General features: G+C 59.8%; 17 protein-coding genes and 1 pseudogene. 6 read left to right on the top strand and 12 right to left on the bottom strand.

The annotated features are described in order from the left end of the window. Positions 1–59: 59 nt before the first annotated feature. The 3 genes from AACY36_RS02795 (at position 60) to AACY36_RS02785 (ending at position 5,106) form a co-directional block, all read left to right on the top strand. A complete protein-coding gene (locus tag AACY36_RS02795; protein WP_339415382.1) occupies positions 60–1,346 on the top strand; it encodes a GGDEF domain-containing protein in 1,287 nt (428 codons plus the stop codon). A 90-nt stretch (positions 1,347–1,436) separates the two neighbouring features. After that, on the top strand, positions 1,437–3,206 hold the full coding sequence (locus AACY36_RS02790; protein ID WP_339494611.1) for an acyl-CoA dehydrogenase C-terminal domain-containing protein: 1,770 nt from the start codon (positions 1,437–1,439) through the stop codon (positions 3,204–3,206). A gap of 121 nt (positions 3,207–3,327) precedes the next feature. Further along, complete coding sequence (locus AACY36_RS02785; protein ID WP_339436916.1) at positions 3,328–5,106, top strand: acyl-CoA dehydrogenase C-terminal domain-containing protein; 1,779 nt, start codon at positions 3,328–3,330, stop codon at positions 5,104–5,106. Positions 5,107–5,332: 226 nt separating this feature from the next. On the opposite strand, the gene AACY36_RS02780 is transcribed toward AACY36_RS02785, so the two are convergent. Then, positions 5,333–6,232, bottom strand: a complete 900-nt coding sequence (locus AACY36_RS02780) for a LysR family transcriptional regulator (protein ID WP_339427682.1) — start codon at positions 6,230–6,232, stop codon at positions 5,333–5,335. Between the two features lie 209 nt (positions 6,233–6,441). On the opposite strand from AACY36_RS02780, the gene AACY36_RS02775 reads away from it, so the two are divergent. After that, the gene (locus AACY36_RS02775) at positions 6,442–7,704 is read left to right on the top strand and encodes an aspartate aminotransferase family protein (RefSeq protein WP_339496736.1); all 1,263 of its coding nucleotides are present in this window, start codon (positions 6,442–6,444) and stop codon (positions 7,702–7,704) included. A 172-nt stretch (positions 7,705–7,876) separates the two neighbouring features. Further along, positions 7,877–8,035 carry a YqaE/Pmp3 family membrane protein gene (locus AACY36_RS02770; RefSeq protein WP_339415386.1) on the top strand — a complete coding sequence of 53 codons (159 nt, stop codon included), beginning with the start codon at positions 7,877–7,879 and terminating at the stop codon, positions 8,033–8,035. Between the two features lie 5 nt (positions 8,036–8,040). Here AACY36_RS02770 and pqqE read toward each other — a convergent pair whose 3' ends face one another. The 11 genes from pqqE to AACY36_RS02715 all read right to left on the bottom strand — a co-directional run bounded on the left by pqqE (position 8,041) and on the right by AACY36_RS02715 (position 18,384). After that, a complete protein-coding gene (gene pqqE, locus AACY36_RS02765) occupies positions 8,041–9,171 on the bottom strand; it encodes a pyrroloquinoline quinone biosynthesis protein PqqE (RefSeq protein WP_015886197.1) in 1,131 nt (376 codons plus the stop codon). Next, the gene (pqqD, locus tag AACY36_RS02760) at positions 9,164–9,439 is read right to left on the bottom strand and encodes a pyrroloquinoline quinone biosynthesis peptide chaperone PqqD (RefSeq protein WP_339415387.1); all 276 of its coding nucleotides are present in this window, start codon (positions 9,437–9,439) and stop codon (positions 9,164–9,166) included. Before pqqD ends, pqqE begins: the two co-directional genes overlap by 8 nt. Further along, the gene (gene pqqC / locus AACY36_RS02755; RefSeq protein ID WP_339415388.1) at positions 9,436–10,188 is read right to left on the bottom strand and encodes a pyrroloquinoline-quinone synthase PqqC; all 753 of its coding nucleotides are present in this window, start codon (positions 10,186–10,188) and stop codon (positions 9,436–9,438) included. The genes pqqD and pqqC overlap by 4 nt, the downstream gene beginning before the upstream one ends. A gap of 11 nt (positions 10,189–10,199) precedes the next feature. Continuing rightward, the gene (gene pqqB, locus AACY36_RS02750; RefSeq protein WP_339415389.1) at positions 10,200–11,111 is read right to left on the bottom strand and encodes a pyrroloquinoline quinone biosynthesis protein PqqB; all 912 of its coding nucleotides are present in this window, start codon (positions 11,109–11,111) and stop codon (positions 10,200–10,202) included. A gap of 66 nt (positions 11,112–11,177) precedes the next feature. Next, the gene (pqqA, locus tag AACY36_RS02745; protein WP_003194766.1) at positions 11,178–11,252 is read right to left on the bottom strand and encodes a pyrroloquinoline quinone precursor peptide PqqA; all 75 of its coding nucleotides are present in this window, start codon (positions 11,250–11,252) and stop codon (positions 11,178–11,180) included. 159 nt (positions 11,253–11,411) lie between these two features. Beyond that, the gene (gene pqqF / locus AACY36_RS02740; RefSeq protein WP_339436915.1) at positions 11,412–13,760 is read right to left on the bottom strand and encodes a pyrroloquinoline quinone biosynthesis protein PqqF; all 2,349 of its coding nucleotides are present in this window, start codon (positions 13,758–13,760) and stop codon (positions 11,412–11,414) included. A 59-nt stretch (positions 13,761–13,819) separates the two neighbouring features. Then, positions 13,820–14,614, bottom strand: coding sequence for a carbon-nitrogen hydrolase family protein (locus tag AACY36_RS02735; RefSeq protein WP_339415391.1), 795 nt, complete (start codon positions 14,612–14,614; stop codon positions 13,820–13,822). Between the two features lie 10 nt (positions 14,615–14,624). Continuing rightward, on the bottom strand, positions 14,625–16,307 hold the full coding sequence (locus AACY36_RS02730; RefSeq protein ID WP_339427693.1) for a flavin monoamine oxidase family protein: 1,683 nt from the start codon (positions 16,305–16,307) through the stop codon (positions 14,625–14,627). Between the two features lie 166 nt (positions 16,308–16,473). Further along, complete coding sequence (locus AACY36_RS02725; RefSeq protein WP_010206997.1) at positions 16,474–16,920, bottom strand: Lrp/AsnC family transcriptional regulator; 447 nt, start codon at positions 16,918–16,920, stop codon at positions 16,474–16,476. A gap of 710 nt (positions 16,921–17,630) precedes the next feature. Next, the gene (locus AACY36_RS02720; RefSeq protein ID WP_054594326.1) at positions 17,631–17,873 is read right to left on the bottom strand and encodes a hypothetical protein; all 243 of its coding nucleotides are present in this window, start codon (positions 17,871–17,873) and stop codon (positions 17,631–17,633) included. 10 nt (positions 17,874–17,883) lie between these two features. Further along, positions 17,884–18,384 (bottom strand): hypothetical protein, encoded by a 501-nt coding sequence (locus tag AACY36_RS02715; protein ID WP_339415392.1) that lies wholly within the window; start codon positions 18,382–18,384, stop codon positions 17,884–17,886. 172 nt (positions 18,385–18,556) lie between these two features. On the opposite strand from AACY36_RS02715, the pseudogene AACY36_RS02710 reads away from it, so the two are divergent. After that, a pseudogene (locus AACY36_RS02710) lies at positions 18,557–18,709 on the top strand (tyrosine-type recombinase/integrase); the annotation flags it as partial. Positions 18,710–19,486: the final 777 nt, after the last annotated feature.

The raw sequence follows: 19,486 nt of genomic DNA, 5'->3' as shown, positions 1-19,486 counted from the left end.
GCTTAACTGTCTGCGCGGAGGCACATTGCCATCATTTTTTGCGGGTCGGAGTTTTACCCTTGTCACGCGTGTTCGCTGTCAGTTTCAATCATTTCCTCCCTTCGTTACTGCTGTTGCTGGCCGGGCTCTCGGCTGCATATATCAAAGACCTCAGCGTTTTCTTCACGTCACTGTTCAATGTGTTGCCGACCTTGGTGTTGTTGCTCGGCGGTTCGTACTGCGCGGTGTACCGCCGTCAGCGTGAACTGTTCCTGATGATCACGGTGTATATCGCCTACTTCCTGCTCGATACCCAGACCGACTTCTACCGCGACAACGGCCGCGTGCGCGAAGACGCGGCGGTGGTGTTTCACCTGTGCTGCCTGTTGTTGCCGTTGTTGTTCAGCATTTACGCGCTGTGGCAGGAGAAGACCCACCTGTTCCGTGATTTCGTCGCCCGTGGCGCAGTGTTGCTGGCAATAGGCAGCGTGGCGCTGGCACTCGAGCAGAGTTTCCCCGTGGCGGTGCTGAACTGGTTGGCGGAGATTCGCTGGCCAGTGCTGCATGGCGCCTGGATGAGCCTGATCCAACTGTCTTATCCGATGTTCCTGATCGGCTTCCTGACCCTGGCCGCGCAATACTGGTACCAGCCGCGCCCGCTGCACGCCGCGCAACTGGTGGGTTTGCTGGGGTTGTTCTGGATGTTGCCGCAGACGTTCATCCTGCCGTTCACCCTGAATATCATGTGCAGCCAGGTGATGCTGATGATCGCCGCCGGCGTCGCCCACGAGGCCTATCAAATGGCCTTCCGCGATGAGCTGACCGGCTTGCCGGGACGACGCGCGCTGAACGAGCGTATGCAGCGGTTGGGCCGCAACTACGTGCTGGCGATGAGCGACGTCGACCACTTCAAGCGCTTCAACGATACCCATGGCCATGACGTCGGCGACCAGGTGCTGCGTTTGGTGGCGAGCAAGCTGTCGAAGGTCAACGGCGGCGGGCGCGCTTACCGGTATGGCGGTGAAGAGTTCGCCGTGGTGTTCGCCGGCAAGACGGTGGAAGAATGCTTGCCGCACCTGGAAGAAATCCGCGTAATCATCGCCGATTACGCTATCAAATTACGCAACCTGGACCGCCCTCAGGACGACCACCAAGGCCGCCAGCGACGGGCGGGCAGTGGCGCATCGAGTGTTTCGGTGACCATCAGTATCGGCGTGGCCGAACGCCAGGCTGAGCAGCGCACACCGGAGGAAGTCCTCAAGTCTGCCGACCAGGCGCTGTACGCCGCCAAGGGCGCCGGGCGTAACTGTGTGGTCGCCGCTGGCCAGACCCGCCGTGGCGCTGTGCGGGAAAGCGCTGCCGGTTGAGTAATGGTGCTGTATTCAGCAGCCCTACAGTGATTGTCGAGAGCCGTGGCCGGCAGTAGGGTTAAACCATCTGCTGCCGGAGACATCGCCATGCCTGACTACAAAGCTCCCCTGCGCGACATGCGCTTTCTGATCGACAACGTATTTGATTTTCACGGCCACTACGCCGCGTTGGGTGCAACCGACGCCAGCCCGGACATGGTCAATGCGATCCTCGAAGAAGGCGCCAAATTTTGCGAGAACGTGCTGTCGCCGCTCAACCGTAGCGGTGATGAAGAAGGCTGCCATTTCGACAATGGCGTCGTCACCACGCCCAAGGGTTTCAAGGAAGCGTTCGCCCAGTACGTTGAAGGCGGATGGCACGGCGTGGCGGCGGACCCGGCCTTTGGCGGCCAGGGCTTGCCGCAGTCACTTGGTCTGGTGCTCAGCGAAATGATCGGCTCCAGCAATACCTCCTGGGGCATGTACCCAGGGCTGACCCACGGCGCAATGTCGGCGATCCACGCCCATGGCACCGCCGAGCAAAAAGATACGTTCCTGAGCAAACTCACCGCCGGCGAATGGACCGGCACCATGTGCCTCACCGAAGCCCATTGCGGCACCGACCTGGGCCTGATCAAGACCCGTGCCGTGCCTCAGGCGGATGGCAGCTATGCGGTCACCGGCAGCAAGATCTTCATCTCTGCCGGCGAACACGACATGAGTACCAACATTATCCACCTGGTGCTGGCCAAGCTGCCGGATGCGCCGGCGGGCACCAAGGGCATCTCGCTGTTTATCGTGCCCAAGTTCCATGCCGATTCCGGCGAGCGCAACGCGGTGCACTGCGGCTCTATCGAGCACAAGATGGGCATCAAGGCCTCGGCTACCTGTGTGCTCAACTTTGACGGTGCCAGAGGTTTCCTGATCGGCGAGGCGAACAAAGGCCTCAACTGCATGTTCACCATGATGAACCATGCGCGCCTGGGCACCGGCATGCAGGGCCTGTGCAGCGGCGAGGCAAGCTTCCAGGGGGCGATCAAGTACGCCAACGATCGCCTGCAAATGCGCTCGCTGACCGGCGCCAAGGCTCCGGAAAAAGCTGCCGACCCTATCATCGTGCACCCCGACGTGCGCCGCATGTTGCTGACCATGAAAGCCTTCAACGAAGGCAACCGCGCGCTGGCCTACTTCACCGCGCAACTGCTCGACACCGCGCACCTGAGCAGCGACGCCGGCCAACGCCAGGACGCCGAAGACCTGCTGGCTTTCCTCACGCCACTGTGCAAAGCCTTTATGACCGATACCGGGCTGGAGGTGGCCAACCATGGCATGCAGGTCTTCGGTGGCCACGGCTATATTCGCGAATGGGGCATGGAGCAACTGGCCCGGGATGCTCGGATTGCGCCGATCTATGAAGGCACCAACGGTATCCAGGCCCTCGACTTGCTGGGGCGCAAGGTGCTGGGCAGCCAGGGCAAGTTGCTGCGCGGGTTTACCAAAATCGTGCACAAGTTCTGCGCCGCGCAGGCCGAGCATCCGCAACTCAGGGCCTATGTAGCGCAGCTCAATCAACTGAACGGTGAATGGGGTGAACTGACCACCCAGGTCGGTATGGCCGCGATGAAGAACCCCGATGAAGTCGGTGCGGCGGCAGTGGATTACTTGATGTACAGCGGTTACGTGGTGCTCGCTTACCTGTGGCTGCGCATGGCGATTGCTGCCCTTGACCAGCAAGACGCTGATTTCGCCAAGGCCAAGCTGGCCACTTGCGACTTCTACTTCAAGCGCCTGCTGCCGCGTACCGCCACCCACCGCGCGGCTGTGGAAGCGGGCAGCGAATGCCTGATGAGTCTGCCCGCGGAGGCATTTTCGCTGTGATGACTTAAAAATACCTATCAGTCACAAGTGGACCCTATGTGTCTGAAAAGTTGTTCGGGTACACTCGGAGCCTGTAAAACCGATCCTACCGAATCACTTTCACGTTCTTACGAGGTTTGCCATGGCTGATTACAAAGCGCCGCTGCGTGATATGCGCTTCGTCCTCAACGAAGTCTTTGAGGTCGCCGACACGTGGGCCCAATTGCCGGCATTGGCAGACACCGTTGACGCCGAAACCGTAGAGGCCATCCTCGAAGAAGCCGGCAAGGTCACTGCCAAATCCATCGCCCCGCTCAGCCGCAGTGGCGATGAACAAGGTTGCCGCTGGGACAACACTGCGGTGTTTACGCCGGACGGTTTCCCGCAGGCCTACAAAACCTACGCCGAAGGCGGTTGGGTTGGCGTAGGTGGCGACCCTGCCTTCGGTGGCATGGGCATGCCCAAGGCTGTGTCAGCCCAGGTCGAAGAGATGATCAACTCGTCGAGCCTGGCATTCGGTTTGTACCCGATGCTGACCTCCGGCGCCTGCGTGTCGATTGCCACGCACGCCAGCGAAGCACTCAAGGCCGCCTACCTGCCGAAGATGTATTCCGGTGAATGGGCAGGCTCCATGTGCCTGACCGAGTCCCATGCCGGTACCGACTTGGGGATGATCCGTACCAAGGCTGAGCCGCAGGCGGACGGTTCCTACAAAGTCAGCGGGACCAAGATCTTTATCACCGGTGGCGAACACGACCTCACCGACAACATCATCCACTTGGTGCTTGCCAAGCTGCCGGATGCGCCGGCCGGTCCCAAGGGGATTTCGCTGTTCCTGGTGCCGAAGTTCATGGTGAATGCCGACGGCAGCCTGGGCGCACGCAACCCGGTGAGCTGTGGCTCGATCGAGCATAAGATGGGGATCCAGGCGTCCGCGACCTGTGTGATGAACTTCGACGAAGCCGCGGGTTATCTGGTGGGCGAGCCGAACCGTGGTTTGGCGGCGATGTTCACCATGATGAACTATGAGCGCTTGGGTGTGGGTATCCAGGGCCTGGCGTCCGGCGAGCGCTCTTACCAGAACGCCATTGAATACGCACGTGACCGCTTGCAAAGCCGTGCGCCGACCGGCGCGCAGGCCAAGGAAAAAGTGGCTGACCCGATCATCGTGCACCCGGACGTGCGCCGGATGCTGCTGACCATGAAGGCCGCGAACGAAGGCGGCCGTGCCTTCTCCACCTACGTGGCGACGCAACTGGATATCGCCAAGTTCAGCGACGATGCCGCTGCCCGCGAACGTGCGGATAACCTGGTGGCGTTGCTGACCCCAGTGGCCAAGGCGTTCTTGAGCGACCTGGGCCTTGAAACCACGGTGCTCGGCCAGCAAGTGTTTGGCGGCCACGGCTACATTCGCGAGTGGGGCCAGGAGCAACTGGTGCGCGATGTGCGCATCACTCAGATCTACGAAGGCACCAACGGCATCCAGGCGCTGGACCTGATGGGGCGCAAGATCGTCGGCAGCGGCGGGGCGTTCTACACCTTGTTTGCCGATGAGATCCGCGCGTTCATTGCCTCGGCCGGTGCCGAGCTGGCTGAATTCACCAAACCGCTAAGTGCGGCGGTGGATGACCTGGATGAACTGACCGCTTGGGTGCTGGATCGCGCCAAGACAGACCCGAATGAAATCGGCGCGGCGTCCGTTGAGTATTTGCATGCATTTGGATACATGGCCTACGGCTATATGTGGGCGCGCATGGCCAAGGCGGCGCTGGGCAAGGAGGCTGAAGAAGACTTCTACGCCAGCAAGCTGGGCACCGCGCGCTTCTACTTTGCGCGCCTGTTGCCACGTATCCATTCGCTGAGTGCGTCGGTAAAAGCCGGCAGCGAATCGCTGTTTCTGCTGGATGAAGCCCTGTTCTAAGGGATTGGAGGGCGTGTAAGCATTCTCTTACATGACGTGCTGCTATTCGCCCTCTATCGCCATATTGGATCCACGGCTAATCTACTTCACATGGACGTCGCGCAGGAAGCGCAAAGAAACAACACGGACACGTAGGATTCTGCCAGGACGGCGGAGTGAAATGGATGTCAGGGAAACAGTCTGCAAAGCCCCGCTTAGGCGGGGTTTTCTTTTGCCTGCGAAAAAGTCATGCCGGTGCCTGCGGCGCATTCATCACGTCTTCCAGCAAGGTGCGCAGCAACGCAACCGTCGCCTGCTGGCGCTGCACGTCGCGGCACACCAAGCCCACTTTCAGCGCCACCCTGGGTTCACTCAAGGGTTTCCACAACAGCGCCTGGCTATTGTGTTCGTCCTGGGAGCGCCCCGGCAGTACTGTCGCCAGCTTTGTGTGAGGCAAGCTGTCGAGAATCCCCACCATGGTATTGAGCTCGGCCTGCACTTGCGGGCGACGGCCGAGGTTGGCCAGTTGGCCCTGCCAGATCTGCCTGACCTGGAACTCCTCGCCCAGCAGCAACATGGGTAACTCCGCCGCCTGCTTCAGCGAGACCTTCTTGAATTCGCGCAGGGGATGATCCTCCGGGATGACCACCTTCAATTCGTCTTCATACAACAACACGCCGTGCAGCCCCGGCTGGCGGGGCGGCAAGTAGCTGATACCGATGTCCAGCGAACCGTTGAGCAATCGCCGTTCAATCTCAATCCCGGTCAACTCGTAGATCTGCACCACCAAGTGCGGCTGGGCCTTGCGCACGCGCTCGAGCATCTGCGGCACCAGGCTGGTGTGCACGGTTTGCAGCACGCCAATGGCCAAGGTGCGCATCGCCTGGCCCTTGAAGTTACGCAACGCCTCCACGGCTTGCTGCATGCCATCGATCAGCGGCAGAGCATGGTTGTACAACGTGTGGGCAGCCAGGGTGGGCAGCAGGCGCTTGCTGCTGCGCTCGAACAGGCTCACGTCGAGGTTCTGTTCCAAGTGGCGAATCTGCTGGGACAGCGCCGGTTGGGAGATCGACAAGCGCTCCGCAGCACGGCCTACGTGGCCTTCCTCATACACCGCGACGAAATAACGCAGTTGCTTGAAATCCATAAGGCTTACTTATCGAAAAAGCTGGAAAATCGAAATGGCCGTTGGCCCTTGAGACGCCTAGTCTAGCGCCTATTCGCAGGGCTTACAGGGCCGGATCGGGCAATGAACAGCGTTGATGTTGATAGCGTTTACATAGGCAAGACAAAAAACCTCCAGGCCGTATCGGCACGTTGTACCGATCAACCTCCGGTTGCTATTGGGGGTGAGCTATGAATCTGTTTCGTCGCCCTGCGCCGAGCCTGGATGATTTGATGCTGGAGACGCCCAGGGATAATCCTTCCAGTGAATCCCTGATGCCCTCCCTAAGGCGATCGCCGCAAGTATTTGCGCGCGGCCAGGGTTCCTGGCTGTGGGACAGTGACGACCGTGCCTACCTGGATTTCAGCCAGGGCAACGCGGCCAACAGCCTAGGCCACAGCCCGCAGGTGTTGATCAAGGCGCTGGCCGACCAGACCCAGGCGCTGATCAACCCGGGGAGCGGCCTGTACAACCGCGCTCAACTCAACCTCGCCGAACGCTTGTGCCATCGTACCGGCAGTGACCAGGCGTATCTGCTGAACAGCGGTGCGGAAGCCGTTGAAGCCGCGATCAAATTGGCGCGCAAATGGGGCCAACTGCATCGCGGTGGCGCCTACCGCATCATCAGCGCGAGCGGTGGTTGCCATGGTCGCAGCTTTGCGGCGATGTCGGCGTCGGCGGGCACTGTTGAAAACCGTTTTGAACCACAGTTGCCAGGCTTCAGCCACGTACCCTTCAACGACCTGCCGGCCCTGCATGCGGCAGTCGATGCGCAAACCGTCGCCATCCTGCTCGAGCCGATCCAGGGCGAAGCCGGGGTGATCCCTGCGACGGAGCACTACCTCAAAGGGGTCGAGAGGCTTTGTCGCGAGTTGGGGATCCTGCTGATCCTCGACGAGGTGCAAACCGGCATAGGCCGCTGCGGCACCTTGCTCGCCGAACAACAGTACGGCGTACGTGCGGACATCATCACTCTCGGCAAAGGCCTGGGCGGCGGCGTGCCTCTCGCCGCGCTGCTGGCACGCGGTAAAGCCTGCTGTTTTGAGGTGGGCGAACTGGAAGGCACCCATCATGGCAATGCGTTGATGGCATCGGCCGGGCTGGCGGTACTCGATACGGTACTGGACCACGGCTTTCTGGAGCAGGTGCGTGAGTCCGGCTTTTACCTCGGCGAAGGCCTGACACGCCTAGCCTATCGCTACGACCATGGCCAACTGCGCGGCCACGGCCTGATGTGGGGCCTGACGCTGTCGGATGATTCTGCGGATGCGGTGGTAAAAGCGGCCTTGCATGAAGGCCTGATCCTCAACGCCCCACAACCCAACTGCCTGCGTTTCACCCCGGCCCTGACGGTGAGCAAAAGTAACATCGACGAAATGCTCCTGCGCCTGGCCCGTGCCTTTTCCCGGGTGCGTACCGAGCAGTTGCAATGCCGCAAGGGCATCGCCGTTTAACCCCTATTCCTGAACCGTCTCGCGGTCTACGCGACGCCTCCGGCCTGATTCTTTTGGCTGGGGGCGTTTTTTTGTCTGGATGGCCCAACGCCAGATCCCACTGAACCCTCACGAACGCCCAAGGTCGATTAGCTACACGGCTCGCACGAGCCGATTTTCTGGAGCTGACCCTATGGATTTCATTCGAATCATCATCGCCATTCTGCTGCCGCCACTGGGTGTGTTCCTGCAAGTGGGCCTCGGCGGCGCGTTCTGGCTGAACATCTTGCTGACCCTGTGCGGTTACTTCCCAGGCGTTATTCACGCGGTGTACATCATCGCCAAGCGCTGAGGCCGTCAGCCTTTTGCGATGAGCCGTGAGTTGCGCTCATTGCGAAAGGCCAGTTGCTCGATGGTCTGGGTGGCGTGTTCGGCTTCTTCCCGCGCCTGCAGGATGATGCCGTGCTGCTCGGACTTGCTGCACACCGGGTCGGCATTGCTCGCATCCCCCGTGAGCATGAAGGCCTGGCAACGGCAGCCGCCGAAGTCTTTCTCTTTCTCATCGCAGGAACGGCACGGCTCGGGCATCCAGTCGTAGCCGCGAAAGCGGTTGAAGCCGAACGAGTCGTACCAGATGTGCTGCATGCTGTGGTCGCGCACATTGGGAAACTGTACGGGCATCTGTCGGGCGCCGTGGCAGGGCAGGGCGGTGCCGTCTGGTGTCACGGTAAGAAAGATACTGCCCCAGCCGTTCATGCAGGCTTTGGGGCGCTCTTCGTAGTAGTCCGGGGTGACGAAAATCAGCTTGCACGGGTGGCCTTCGGCTTCCAGTTTGGCGCGGTATTCGTTGGTGATGCGTTCGGCGCGTACCAGTTGTTCCCGGGTCGGCAGCAACCCCACACGATTGAGCTGCGCCCAGCCGTAGAACTGGCAGGTGGCGAGTTCGACAAAGTCCGCTTCCAACGCAATGCACAGCTCAATGATGCGGTCGATCTTGTCGATGTTGTGCCGATGGGTGACGAAGTTCAGCACCATCGGGTAGCCGTGGGCTTTCACCGCACGGGCCATTTCCAGTTTTTGCGCGAAAGCTTTTTTCGAGCCGGCCAGCAGGTTGTTCACCTGTTCGTCGCTGGCCTGGAAACTGATCTGGATATGGTCCAGGCCAGCCTTCTTGAAATCGCTGATTTTCTGCTCGGTCAAGCCGATGCCGGAAGTGATCAGGTTGGTATAGAAACCCAACTTGCGCGCCTCGGCGATCAGCTCGGCGAGGTCCTGGCGCACCAGCGGCTCACCGCCGGAAAACCCCAATTGCGCGGCGCCCATCTCGCGAGCTTCACGAAACACCTTGATCCACTGCTCAGTACTCAGCTCCTTGCCCTGTTCGGCAAAATCCAGCGGGTTGGAGCAATACGGGCACTGCAACGGGCAGCGGTAAGTCAGCTCGGCCAGCAGCCAAAGCGGCAGGCCGATGGCTGGCTTTTCAGGCAAGGGTGATCCAGTGCTCAGCACGGGCGACCTCCATGAATTGCTCAATGTCTTCGCCGAGCTCGGGTACGCCGGGGAATTGTTTATCCAGCTCGGCGATGATCGCGGCCACGTCGCGCTCGCCGTCGATCAAACCACCAATCAGTGCGGCGCTGTCGTTGAGCTTGATCATGCCCTCGGGATACAGCAGCACATGGCCTTTTTGCGCAGGCTCGTACTGGTAACGATAGCCCTGGCGCCAGGTGGGTTTTTTGCTGCGATCAACGCTCATAGGGTGATCCCTTTATGCCACACCCGCTGCTCGGTCACGCTGTGATACGGCGGGCGTTTGAGTTCATAGGCCATGCTCATGGCATCCAGCATGCTCCACAGGATGTCCAGTTTGAACTGGAGAATTTCCAGCATGCGCTCTTGGCCGTCACGGGTGGTGTAGTGCTGCAGGGTGATCGCCAACCCGTGCTCCACATCGCGCCGGGCCTGGCCCAGGCGGGTGCGGAAATACTCATAACCCGCCGGGTCGATCCACGGGTAATGCTGCGGCCAGCTGTCGAGGCGCGACTGGTGGATCTGCGGCGCGAACAGCTCGGTCAACGAGCTGCTGGCGGCTTCCTGCCAACTGGCGCGGCGGGCAAAGTTGACGTAGGCATCCACCGCAAAACGCACGCCGGGCAACACCAGTTCCTGGGAGCGCAGTTGGTCCGGGTCGAGGCCGACCGCCTGGCCCAGACGCAGCCAGGCTTCGATGCCGCCGTCTTCACCGGGGGCGCCATCGTGGTCGAGCAGGCGCTGGATCCACTCGCGACGTATTTCACGGTCCGGGCAGTTGGCCAGGATCGCAGCGTCCTTCAGCGGGATGTTCACCTGATAGTAGAAACGGTTGGCGACCCAGCCCTGGATTTGTTCACGGGTGGCACGGCCTTCGTACATCGCCACGTGATACGGGTGATGGATATGGTAGAAGGCGCCCTTGGCGCGCAGGGCTGCTTCAAATTCGGCGGGCGTTAGCGGTGCGTCAGTCATATTGTCTGCTCCTACAATTCAATGCTCATGCCGTCGTAAGCCACTTCGACATTGCGCCGCACCAATTCCGCTCGCTCGGGGGAGTCTTCATCAAGGATCGGGTTGGTGTTGTTGATATGGATAAGCACCTTGCGCTGCTCGGGCAATTGCTCCAGCACCTCGAGCATGCCACCGGGGCCGTTCTGTGCCAGGTGGCCCATCTCGCGGCCGGTGCGGGTGCCGACGCCACGGCGCTGCATTTCATCGTCATCCCACATCGTGCCGTCCACCAGCAGGCAGTCGCTGCCGGCCATGATCTCCAGCAACGGCGCGTCGACCTTGCCCAGGCCCGGGGCGTAGAACAGCTTGCCGCCGGTGCGCAGGTCTTCGACGATCAGGCCGATATTGTCACCGGGGTGCGGGTCGAAACGGTGTGGCGAATAAGGCGGTGCGGCGCTGCGCAGTGGCAGAGGGGTGAAACGCAGGTTGGGGCAGGCCGGGATGCTGAAGCTGGCGTCCAGGTCGATGCGGTTCCAGGCCAGGCCGCCGTTCCAGTGGGTCAGCATGGCGAACAGCGGGAAGCCGGTGCTCAGGTCTTCATGGACCATGTCGGTGCACCACACCTGGTGCGGGCAACCCTCGCGCAGGCTCAACAGGCCGGTGGTGTGGTCGATCTGGCTGTCCATCAGGATGATCGCGCTGATGCCGGTGTCACGCAGGGCGCGGCCCGGTTGCATCGGCGCAAAACCCTGGAGTTGCGCGCGGATATCCGGCGAGGCATTGCACAGCACCCAGTTCACACCATCGTCGGAGATCGCGATGGATGACTGGGTACGCGCTTGCGCCCGCAGGCTGCCATCGCGCAAACCAGCGCAGTTCACGCAGTTGCAGTTCCACTGCGGGAAACCACCGCCGGCGGCGGAACCTAAAATCTGGACAAACATGGTCGCTCCATCAAGCTCAAAACAAAAACGCCCCGGGCGAACCGAGGCGTTGTATTACCCAGCGGATTAACGGCTGGCGAAGTACATGGTGACTTCGAAACCGATGCGCAGATCAGTGTAAGCAGGTTTGGACCAAGTCATGTTCTTACTCCTACGAAGGGATGGGACGTTCACTACCAAGTAATACATATAGTCCACCTCCAGTCGGAGATGTTCACAGGTATGCGTGGGAATGTTACGCAATTATTTTAAAGTTAGCGCTGTCTTGGTGGAAAAAGCCTTTTGCAAGGGCGGCAATGATCAGTCTGCCGCTTGCCAGGTAGCCGAAATGCGCGCGCCGTTGGCGACGCAGCGCCAGCCGCCTGTGGCGTCGTTCAATTGCTGGGCGGCCAGTTGCAACGCTTCGAGGCTACAGGCTTGGATCCGGGATTGCAGTTGTTCCAGATAACCCGACGGATGGCCAGCCAGATGTGCGTGCCAGAGCAGGTCGGCAGCTTGAGCATTGGGCAGTGCCTGCGCTGAAAATTGTTGCGCCAGATCCAGGTTGCCGAGGTCGTCGCAGCCATTGATCAGTGCTGGCAGTTGCGCCAGGAAGGTTTGCAGGTGATCGGCGATGCCTTCCAGGGTAACGCTGGGGGACTGTACGCCGAGTAGCAGGCCGGTCTGGCCGTTTATCTGCCGGATGGCGCTGAACACGGCGTAGCCGATTTGCAGTTCTACCCGTAGCTTTTGGTAGAACGGCCCTTGGAGCAGATGGCCGAGCAGTCGCCACGCGGCCTCGTCCGCCAGGGATTGACCGGGTGTTGGGCAAAAAAGCAGCAGGGCGGCGTCGTTGGAGTCGGTTTTCACTTCATGCCAGATACGTTGGCCGCTGAGGGATGGCACCCTGTGATTTATGTTTGCGGGTTGCCCGGGCAGTCGGGCGGCTGCTGCTTTGACAGCGGCCTCATACGCGGCAGGAAACCCCAGTCCCAGGCCTTGCCAACATGCGGTGGCCCACGATTCAGAACGAGGCGTGATAACGGTGCAGCAAGCGGGCAGGGCCTTGAGCAACTCCCGAATGGCGATCATCGGCGGTGAGGCAGGTTGCGCCTCTTGCGGTTGAATCAGACTCTGCGCCAACACGTCCAGCACGGAGGGTATGGGTTCCAGCAGCCCTATCATTTTTACCAGCGCGTCATTGCCCAGGCTTTCGAACGACAATTCGACACCCGCCTGACGCGCATTTTCACGCAACGCCTGCAATGCGCTCTCCAGGCCGGTGGGGGCCGACTGCCATTGCAAATACAGTGCACCTTCACCACTGTCATCCGCCAGCGCCTGGCTGAAGTTCAATGCCGACACCTCCCGACGTCCGCGGGAGCGATCCTGGGCGAAGGTGCGCAACCCCCGGTGTGCGCTGGTCTGGCCGCGAATCAGGCCGGCGCGTTCTTCCTTGACTGATGGTCGTAGGAACGGGTTGTTCGGCGGCAGTTGCCAAGTGTGCGCGGAGGGTGGCAGCCGCAGCGAACCAAGCATGGCTTTGAGGGCGACGACATCCTGTTCCGAAAGAGCCTGGCTGTCGTGTCTGGCCAAGGCCAGCGCGCCTTGGACCTGTCGTTGACGAACGGCCAACAGCGCGAACTCTTCCCGTAGTGAAGTCCAATCGCGCTGTGCGAAAAAGCTCAGCCAATCGTGCAGCAACGCCTCTATCTGCGTAGCCGACTTATCTTGGGCGCTGAGCGTGACGTCGATATCCAACACAGCTTGCCCGGCGAAGTGATAAAGCACCGACGCCTGCAGTGCACTGGCCAGTTGCCGCGCTTTCAGTTCAGCCAGCAAGCCGCCGGGTGCCGAGGCATTCAGCCAGGCACAGAGAAAATCCAGTGCTTCACGCGGCGCGTCACAAGTGATGACGTGGTGCAGGTGGTCATTGGCGATGTGCTGATAGCTCCGCGCTTCACCCTTCATCAAAGCCGGTGGCGCAGATTGTGGGCGTAGAGGTCCTGAGGTCAGTTGCTCACTGAACTGCTGTGCCAGGCTTTGCAGTTCATCCAGCGACAGTGGGCCGGCCAGGCTCAGCGTCATCTGCCCGCTCTGATAGAAATGCGCGTGGAACTCCCGCAATGCCTGCTGAAATGCCTCACGCTCCACCGGCAAGCTGTCGCGGTTGCCCGCATGAAAACCCCGCAGCGGATGGTCTGCGGCCAGGCCTTGCAGCAACGCGACTTGTTGCTGCGCCCCGACATCCTGGGACCAGGCGACAAACTCTGCGTGCAACACCTCGCGCTCGCGTAGCTGATCCTCCAGCGCCAGGCGTGGATGGGACAGCATGTCGGCCAAGCGCTCCAGGCCACTCGTAAACGTTGACGCCGGCAGCTCAAAGAAGAACGCCGTGGTGCGCTCACGGGTGCGCGCATTGACTTGGCCCCCATGACGCTGCACGTAGGCCATCAACCCCTCTGTGGTGGGAAAACGCTCGGTGCCGAGAAACAACAAATGTTCCAGAAAGTGAGCCAACCCCGGCCAGGCCAATGGCACGTCATGGCTGCCGGCCGACACCCGCAAAACGGCAGCGCAACGCTTCAAACGCGGGGCATGATGCAAGGAAACCCGCAAGCCATTGGCCAGGGTCAGGTGAAGGTGATGAGGGTGGGCCGGCGCAGGCATGGGCACTTCCGAAACATAGGAAGTGGCTATATTAACAAACCGCTACCCAACCCGTCGGGTCAGGGCTTGTACAGCGCGCCGTACAACTCGGGGCGGCGGTCATGCAGATAGTGATTGGCGGCGCGCGCATTGATGATCGATTGGCGCTCCAGCGTACCGACAATCAAGGCTTCATCCAGGCCAGCCTGGGCTATACGCTCGCCGTTCGGTGCAGCGATGCTACTTTGCCCGCAGTACAGGATCTCGCCTTCGTGCCCGCAGTAATTGGCGTAGGCCACATAGCATTGGTTCTCGAAGGCCCGCGCCCGCACGGTGACATCGGCCACAAAGTCGAACGGCACCATATTGGCGGTGGGCACCAGGATCAAGTCGGCACCGGCAAGGGCCAGGCGCCGGGTGTTTTCCGGGAACTCCAGGTCGTAGCAGATCAGGAAGCCAAGCTTCCAACCATTGAGTTCCACCAGCGGGAAATCGTCGTCACCGGCACTGAACATCGAGTGGTCCAGATCGCCAAACAGATGCGTCTTGCGGTAGTTGCACAGGCGCTGGCCGTGGGCGTCGATCAACTGCACGGCGTTGTAGAGCTGGCCGTCCTCGGCACGTTCCGGGTAACCGTACAGAATGGCCAGCCCGGCGCCTTTGGCCAGTTCGGCAATCGCCTGTGCGGATGGCCCGTCTTGCGCTTCAGCTAACGCGCCAACCGCTTCAGCGCCGATGTTGTAGCCGCTGAGAAACATCTCCGGCAGCACCAGCACATCGGCGCCGCACGCTTCATGGGCCAGTTGGTGCAGGCGCTTGAGGTTGCCGGCCACGTCCAGCGGCAGTGGTGGGCATTGGTAAAGGGCAACACGCATGCTCAGCTCCTTATTCGGCCAGGGCGATCGGCCCGATTTCGTCGAACACATCACCCGGCCCTGGGTTCTCCGGATGAGTACTGCCGCCGAAGTGGGTCATGATGCCCCATACCGCGTTCAATGAGGTTTGCACTGCGCCTTCGACCCAGGCCGGGGTCCAGGAAACGTCGTCACCTGCGATAAAAATCCCACGTTGCTCGGCGGGCATGTCCTTCTGCATGAAGTGCGCATACATACGCTGGTTATAGCGATAGTGGCCGGGCAATGCACCTTTGAAGGCGCCGAGGAAATGCGGGTCGGCTTCCCAGGACACCGTGATCGGGTCGCCGATGATGCGCGCCTTGATGTCGACTTTCGGGTAGATCTTGTTCAGCGCGTCGAGGGCCAGTTTCACGCGTTTATCGATGGGCTGCGGCAGCATCTTCAGTGCATCGCTCATCCACGAGTAAGACAGGCAAATCACCCCCGGCTTATCGTCACCATTGTCGAACAGATAAGTGCCACGGGTCAGGCGATCCGTGAGGGTCATGCTCATCAGGTCGCGGCCGGTTTCCGGGTCTTTGTCTTTCCAGAACGGGCGGTCAACCATCACGAACGTTTTTGATGACTGCATGTAGCGGGTGCGGTCCAGGGCCATCCACATCTTTTGCGAGAACAGGGTTTCGTCGCATTCGATCTGGGTGGTCAGCAGCCAGCTTTGGCAGGTGGTCAGCACGGCGGCGTATTCGCGGGTGTCGCCGTAGTTGTCGGTGACGGCAAAGCGGCCGTCGGCGGCATGGGCGATGCGTTTCACCCCGGCCCGCGGCGCACCACGGTGCAACGAACTGAGGCTAGTGCCGGCCGGCCAGTGGGCGCAACGCTCCGGCACATGGCGCCAAATGCCCATCGGCACCTGGGCCACGCCGCCGACGACCAAGTGTTGGTGATCGTCGCAGTTGGTCATCACCACGCGGAAGATTTCCAACATCGAGTTGGGGAAGTCCGAATCCCAGCCGCCAGTGCCGAAACCGACCTGGCCGAATACTTCGCGATGGTGAAACGACAACTTGGCGAAAGCCTTCGACGTGGCAACGAAGTCGTAGAAGGTGCGGTCGTCCCACAGTGGCACCAGCTTATTCCACAGCTCTTTGAGGCGTGGCACGTCACGGTCGCGGATGGCTTGCTGGATATCGCCGAACTGCGAGCCGGCTTCCAAGGCGTCGGCCCAGGCGTCGGCGACTTCTTGAAACAGCGCAGGAAGATCGGACAGTTTTTGTGCGTAGTGAGTCTGGCCTTCCAGGTCAATCACCGTGCTGCCGGAGGCTGGCGTCAGCGGGTTGGGGAAGGGTTTGGTTTCCAGGCCGAGTTTGTCCACGTAGTGGTAGAACGCGGTGGACGACACCGGGAAGCGCATGCCACCCAGCTCGGCGATGATGCCTTCGGCGCCTTCGAAGGCTTGGGAGCGCAGGCGGCCGCCCATTTTCGAAGCTTCATACACCACCGGCTTGAGACCCAGTTTCATCAGCTCGTAGGCGGCAACCAGGCCCGCGATCCCTGCACCGACGATCGCCACTTCGGCGCCATGGTTGGCGACGGGAATGCTGCCCAGGCCGGCCGGGTGCTCGATCCAATCATCAAAGGCAAACGGAAAATCCGGGCCAAAGATGGTGATGGGTTTTTTACCGTCTGCAGGGTGGCGATTGGTCTTGCTGATGGTGCTGGACGGAATGCTCATGGTTGACCTTACTGGCGACTGGGCGGACGTGACCCGCTGAGTATAGGAAAAGATGGCAGCCAGTTTAGGGAGCGTAGCGTTCGTTAATAAGACGCAAAGTGTCGTCGGATTGGACTGTTTTTAGTCGTAATGACGAAGTTGGTGGTCAAATTGGCTGCCCGCGATCCAATTTGTTACTCAAGATGATTGAGGTCGTGGTTTTCTCCACGCCGTCCACACTGCCTATTTGGTCGAGTAATTGGTCCAACTGCTCCGGCGAGTCAGTGCGCAGCCAGGCCACGTAATCGAACTCTCCACTGACCGCGCACAACTGTTGCACCTGCGCCATGGCACTCAGTCTGCGCAACACTTCTTTACCCGAGCGTGCCTGCACGGTGATGCCCACATACGCCTGCAAACCACCGTCCACCACCCGCTGGCCGAGACGCACACCATAACCGGTGATCACCTGGGTTTTCTCCAGGCGCGCCAGGCGTGAGGTCACCGTGGTGCGCGCGATGCCCAACTGCCGGGCAAGCATGGCCACGCTTTCGCGGGCGTTGATTTGCAGGGCGGCTATTAGTTGGCGGTCGATTTCATCTAGGGCAGGCAAGGGGTGCTCCGGTATGGGCGGCGATGGGGAGCATATTACAGGCTTCCAGACACACAAAAGCCGCGCATTGCGCGGCTTTTAAGTTTGGTGGGCCCAGTAGGACTCGAACCTACGACCAAGACATTATGAGTTGCTGGGCGAACTGGTATGCCTAGAGAAAGCGTTCTTAGGTGAACGTAGGTTGGCATGGCTGGATGCCCCGTATTACTTGGTGTTGAGCGTAATTCAGAGTGAGTGGCTCAAGCTGAGTGCTGTCGCGTGGTTGTACGGTTTTTACGGCCTTTGAGTTTCGCAATTCGCCTCGCAGCTCCAAACCACGTTCCATTCACAGATCGAGAAGCAAAACGCGGCTTGGCCTGGGGCATGCCTATAGTCTGACTTTAAAGGTTGGCGATTGCGGTGACCTTTCATGTGCGCTATATCCGTGCTGTCTAGGATCAGAATTAGGACGCGCCCGCTGAGTTCGCGAGGCTGGTCAATGTGGTATTACACATTTACGACTGCGCCTGGCCTGCGTTACAGCCGCCATTCATCATTTAGCAGTGATTTTGGCGGCATCTAACCTACGTTAGGCGTTACCAGTATGTTCAAAGTAACCCCCAATCCGCCGGCAAGGTCCAACGCTAAGATCATCGATCAACGCGCTGTTGATCGACTGTTATCCCATCTGATTTGGGTCAGAGACGGCACCGAGAAATCGTGCCGGGGCTTCAGTCCCCCTCCGTGAACCGCCGCCGCGTCAGGAATAGCACCACGCCCAGCGGCACGGCCAGCAGTGCTAGCAGCTCCAGGTCAAAGCCCAGCACCTGCTGCTCACCAACCTTGAAGATGCTGACCAAGCCCGTTGCCAGTAGGGCCAAACCCAGCCACTTGCGCAGCGGGTATGGTTTCAGAAACTGAACGAGGATCGCGCCCAGCACCAGAAGGACGACAGTTTGCATGATGTAGGGCATGTGCACTTCCTCAGACCTTGATGACCAGCGTCACGACAGAGCGCTGTGGGCCAATCCCGCCATGGACCTCTCCCTCGATGCTGACCAGCACGTCACCTGCATGCAGGTTCGGCAGGGCCCCTTTGAGGTACCAGTTGACACCTGTCGTCACCACTGCACCTGAAGCCCAGCCAATGAGCGGCCCGCCCAACGCACCTACCTTGCCGGCAACGCCACCTGAGGCCGCAGCAATTCCCTTGGCGACGTTGCCCCGCATAGTGCTGATAGCATCGGCCTGCTGCCGGGTGAGGGGATTGGAAATGCAGACTTTCAGCAGGCATGGCAGGTTTCGAGCCTGCATTCGGTCGTACATATCGACGACCATGCCGTTAACTTGGTAATGGGCGCGTTTCGCTTCGCCAAAGTGCAACTCGCGCAGGCGACCTCGGTCGCTTTCCATGAGGGTGATTTGAGACAGATTGAAGACGATCCCTTCCGCGGACCTGTACTGCGTGGTCTTCTCAAACTTCATGCGCGTATCCATTCGTGCAAAAAGACGATGATTTTCTACACGCGGTGACTAAGATGCAAATGGTCTTTGATGTAAGGCCCCGGGGAATTTGACGTCTGCACGGGCCTCATCGCCAGCAAGCCAACTCCCCGTTAATAACACATCGAGCGCGTCGGTTTTGGAGACGTTAGGTGTGTTACGCCATACTTTCGCCAGTCACTACATGATGAATGGTGGCGACATCCTGACGCTGCAGCGTGTGCTTGGGCATTCGACCTTGGCCATGACTCAACAGTACGCGCACTTCAGCCCTGGACACATGGCAGAGGTCGTTTCGTTAAACCCTTAGCGGGCATTTTCGAGAAGGATCATGATGAAAAAGTGGCCGAGAATTCAGCCGTCGAAAAATGAGATTGGACAAATCTTGGGTGGAACCACTTTTTTGCACTGTTTCGGCTTGAGTTTTCCAAGCCCTAGAAGCGACGAAAGCCACGCGGTGCGTGGCTTTCAAAGTGGTGGGCCCAGTAGGACTCGAACCTACGACCAAGGGATTATGAGTCACCGAATGACACTCCGAGGCCATATAAGTCTAGGCGAGGGTAGGCAAAGGTACAACAGGGCTAACCAACTGTTAACACTGAGTTTTTGCCAGTTTCATAAAAGAGGGTACGACTGGGGACTGTACTGCCAATGTACTTATAGGACGCTTCCGCTGATGTGGATGCCTTGGCTAGTACCAGGTGCAACCGATAGAAGCTAGTATCAAACGGTGCACCCGAGGGGCGATGGAGCTTTTTTTCGGACCTTGGGCCTTGAAGGCATTTTTTCGCTGTTTTGGACCAAAGCGGGGGTGACGAGGCCCCTTCTAATTCCCGCTTAGCACCCCCATAGCACCGCTAATACCTTATAGATTCCCTTGAATGCCCCGAAGACTCCCATCAAGTACTCATGACGCACCCCAGGACAACTGTCCAAAAACGCACTCATCCAAGCCTTAATGCCCTCCAAGCACCGATCACTTCCTCTAAAGGTCCGGCTTTTTCCCTTTAGCACACTTCAAATGCACCACTGATAAATGGGTTAGCTAAAACCACGTTTTATTGCACAAAAAACGGCTCAAATG

It is taken from the genome of Pseudomonas sp. EA_15y_Pfl1_P101 (genome assembly GCF_963970835.1).
Lineage (GTDB): Bacteria > Pseudomonadota > Gammaproteobacteria > Pseudomonadales > Pseudomonadaceae > Aquipseudomonas > Aquipseudomonas tritici.
Note: the sequence above shows the minus strand (reverse complement) of the source record. Positions and strands in the feature narration are given on the sequence as shown.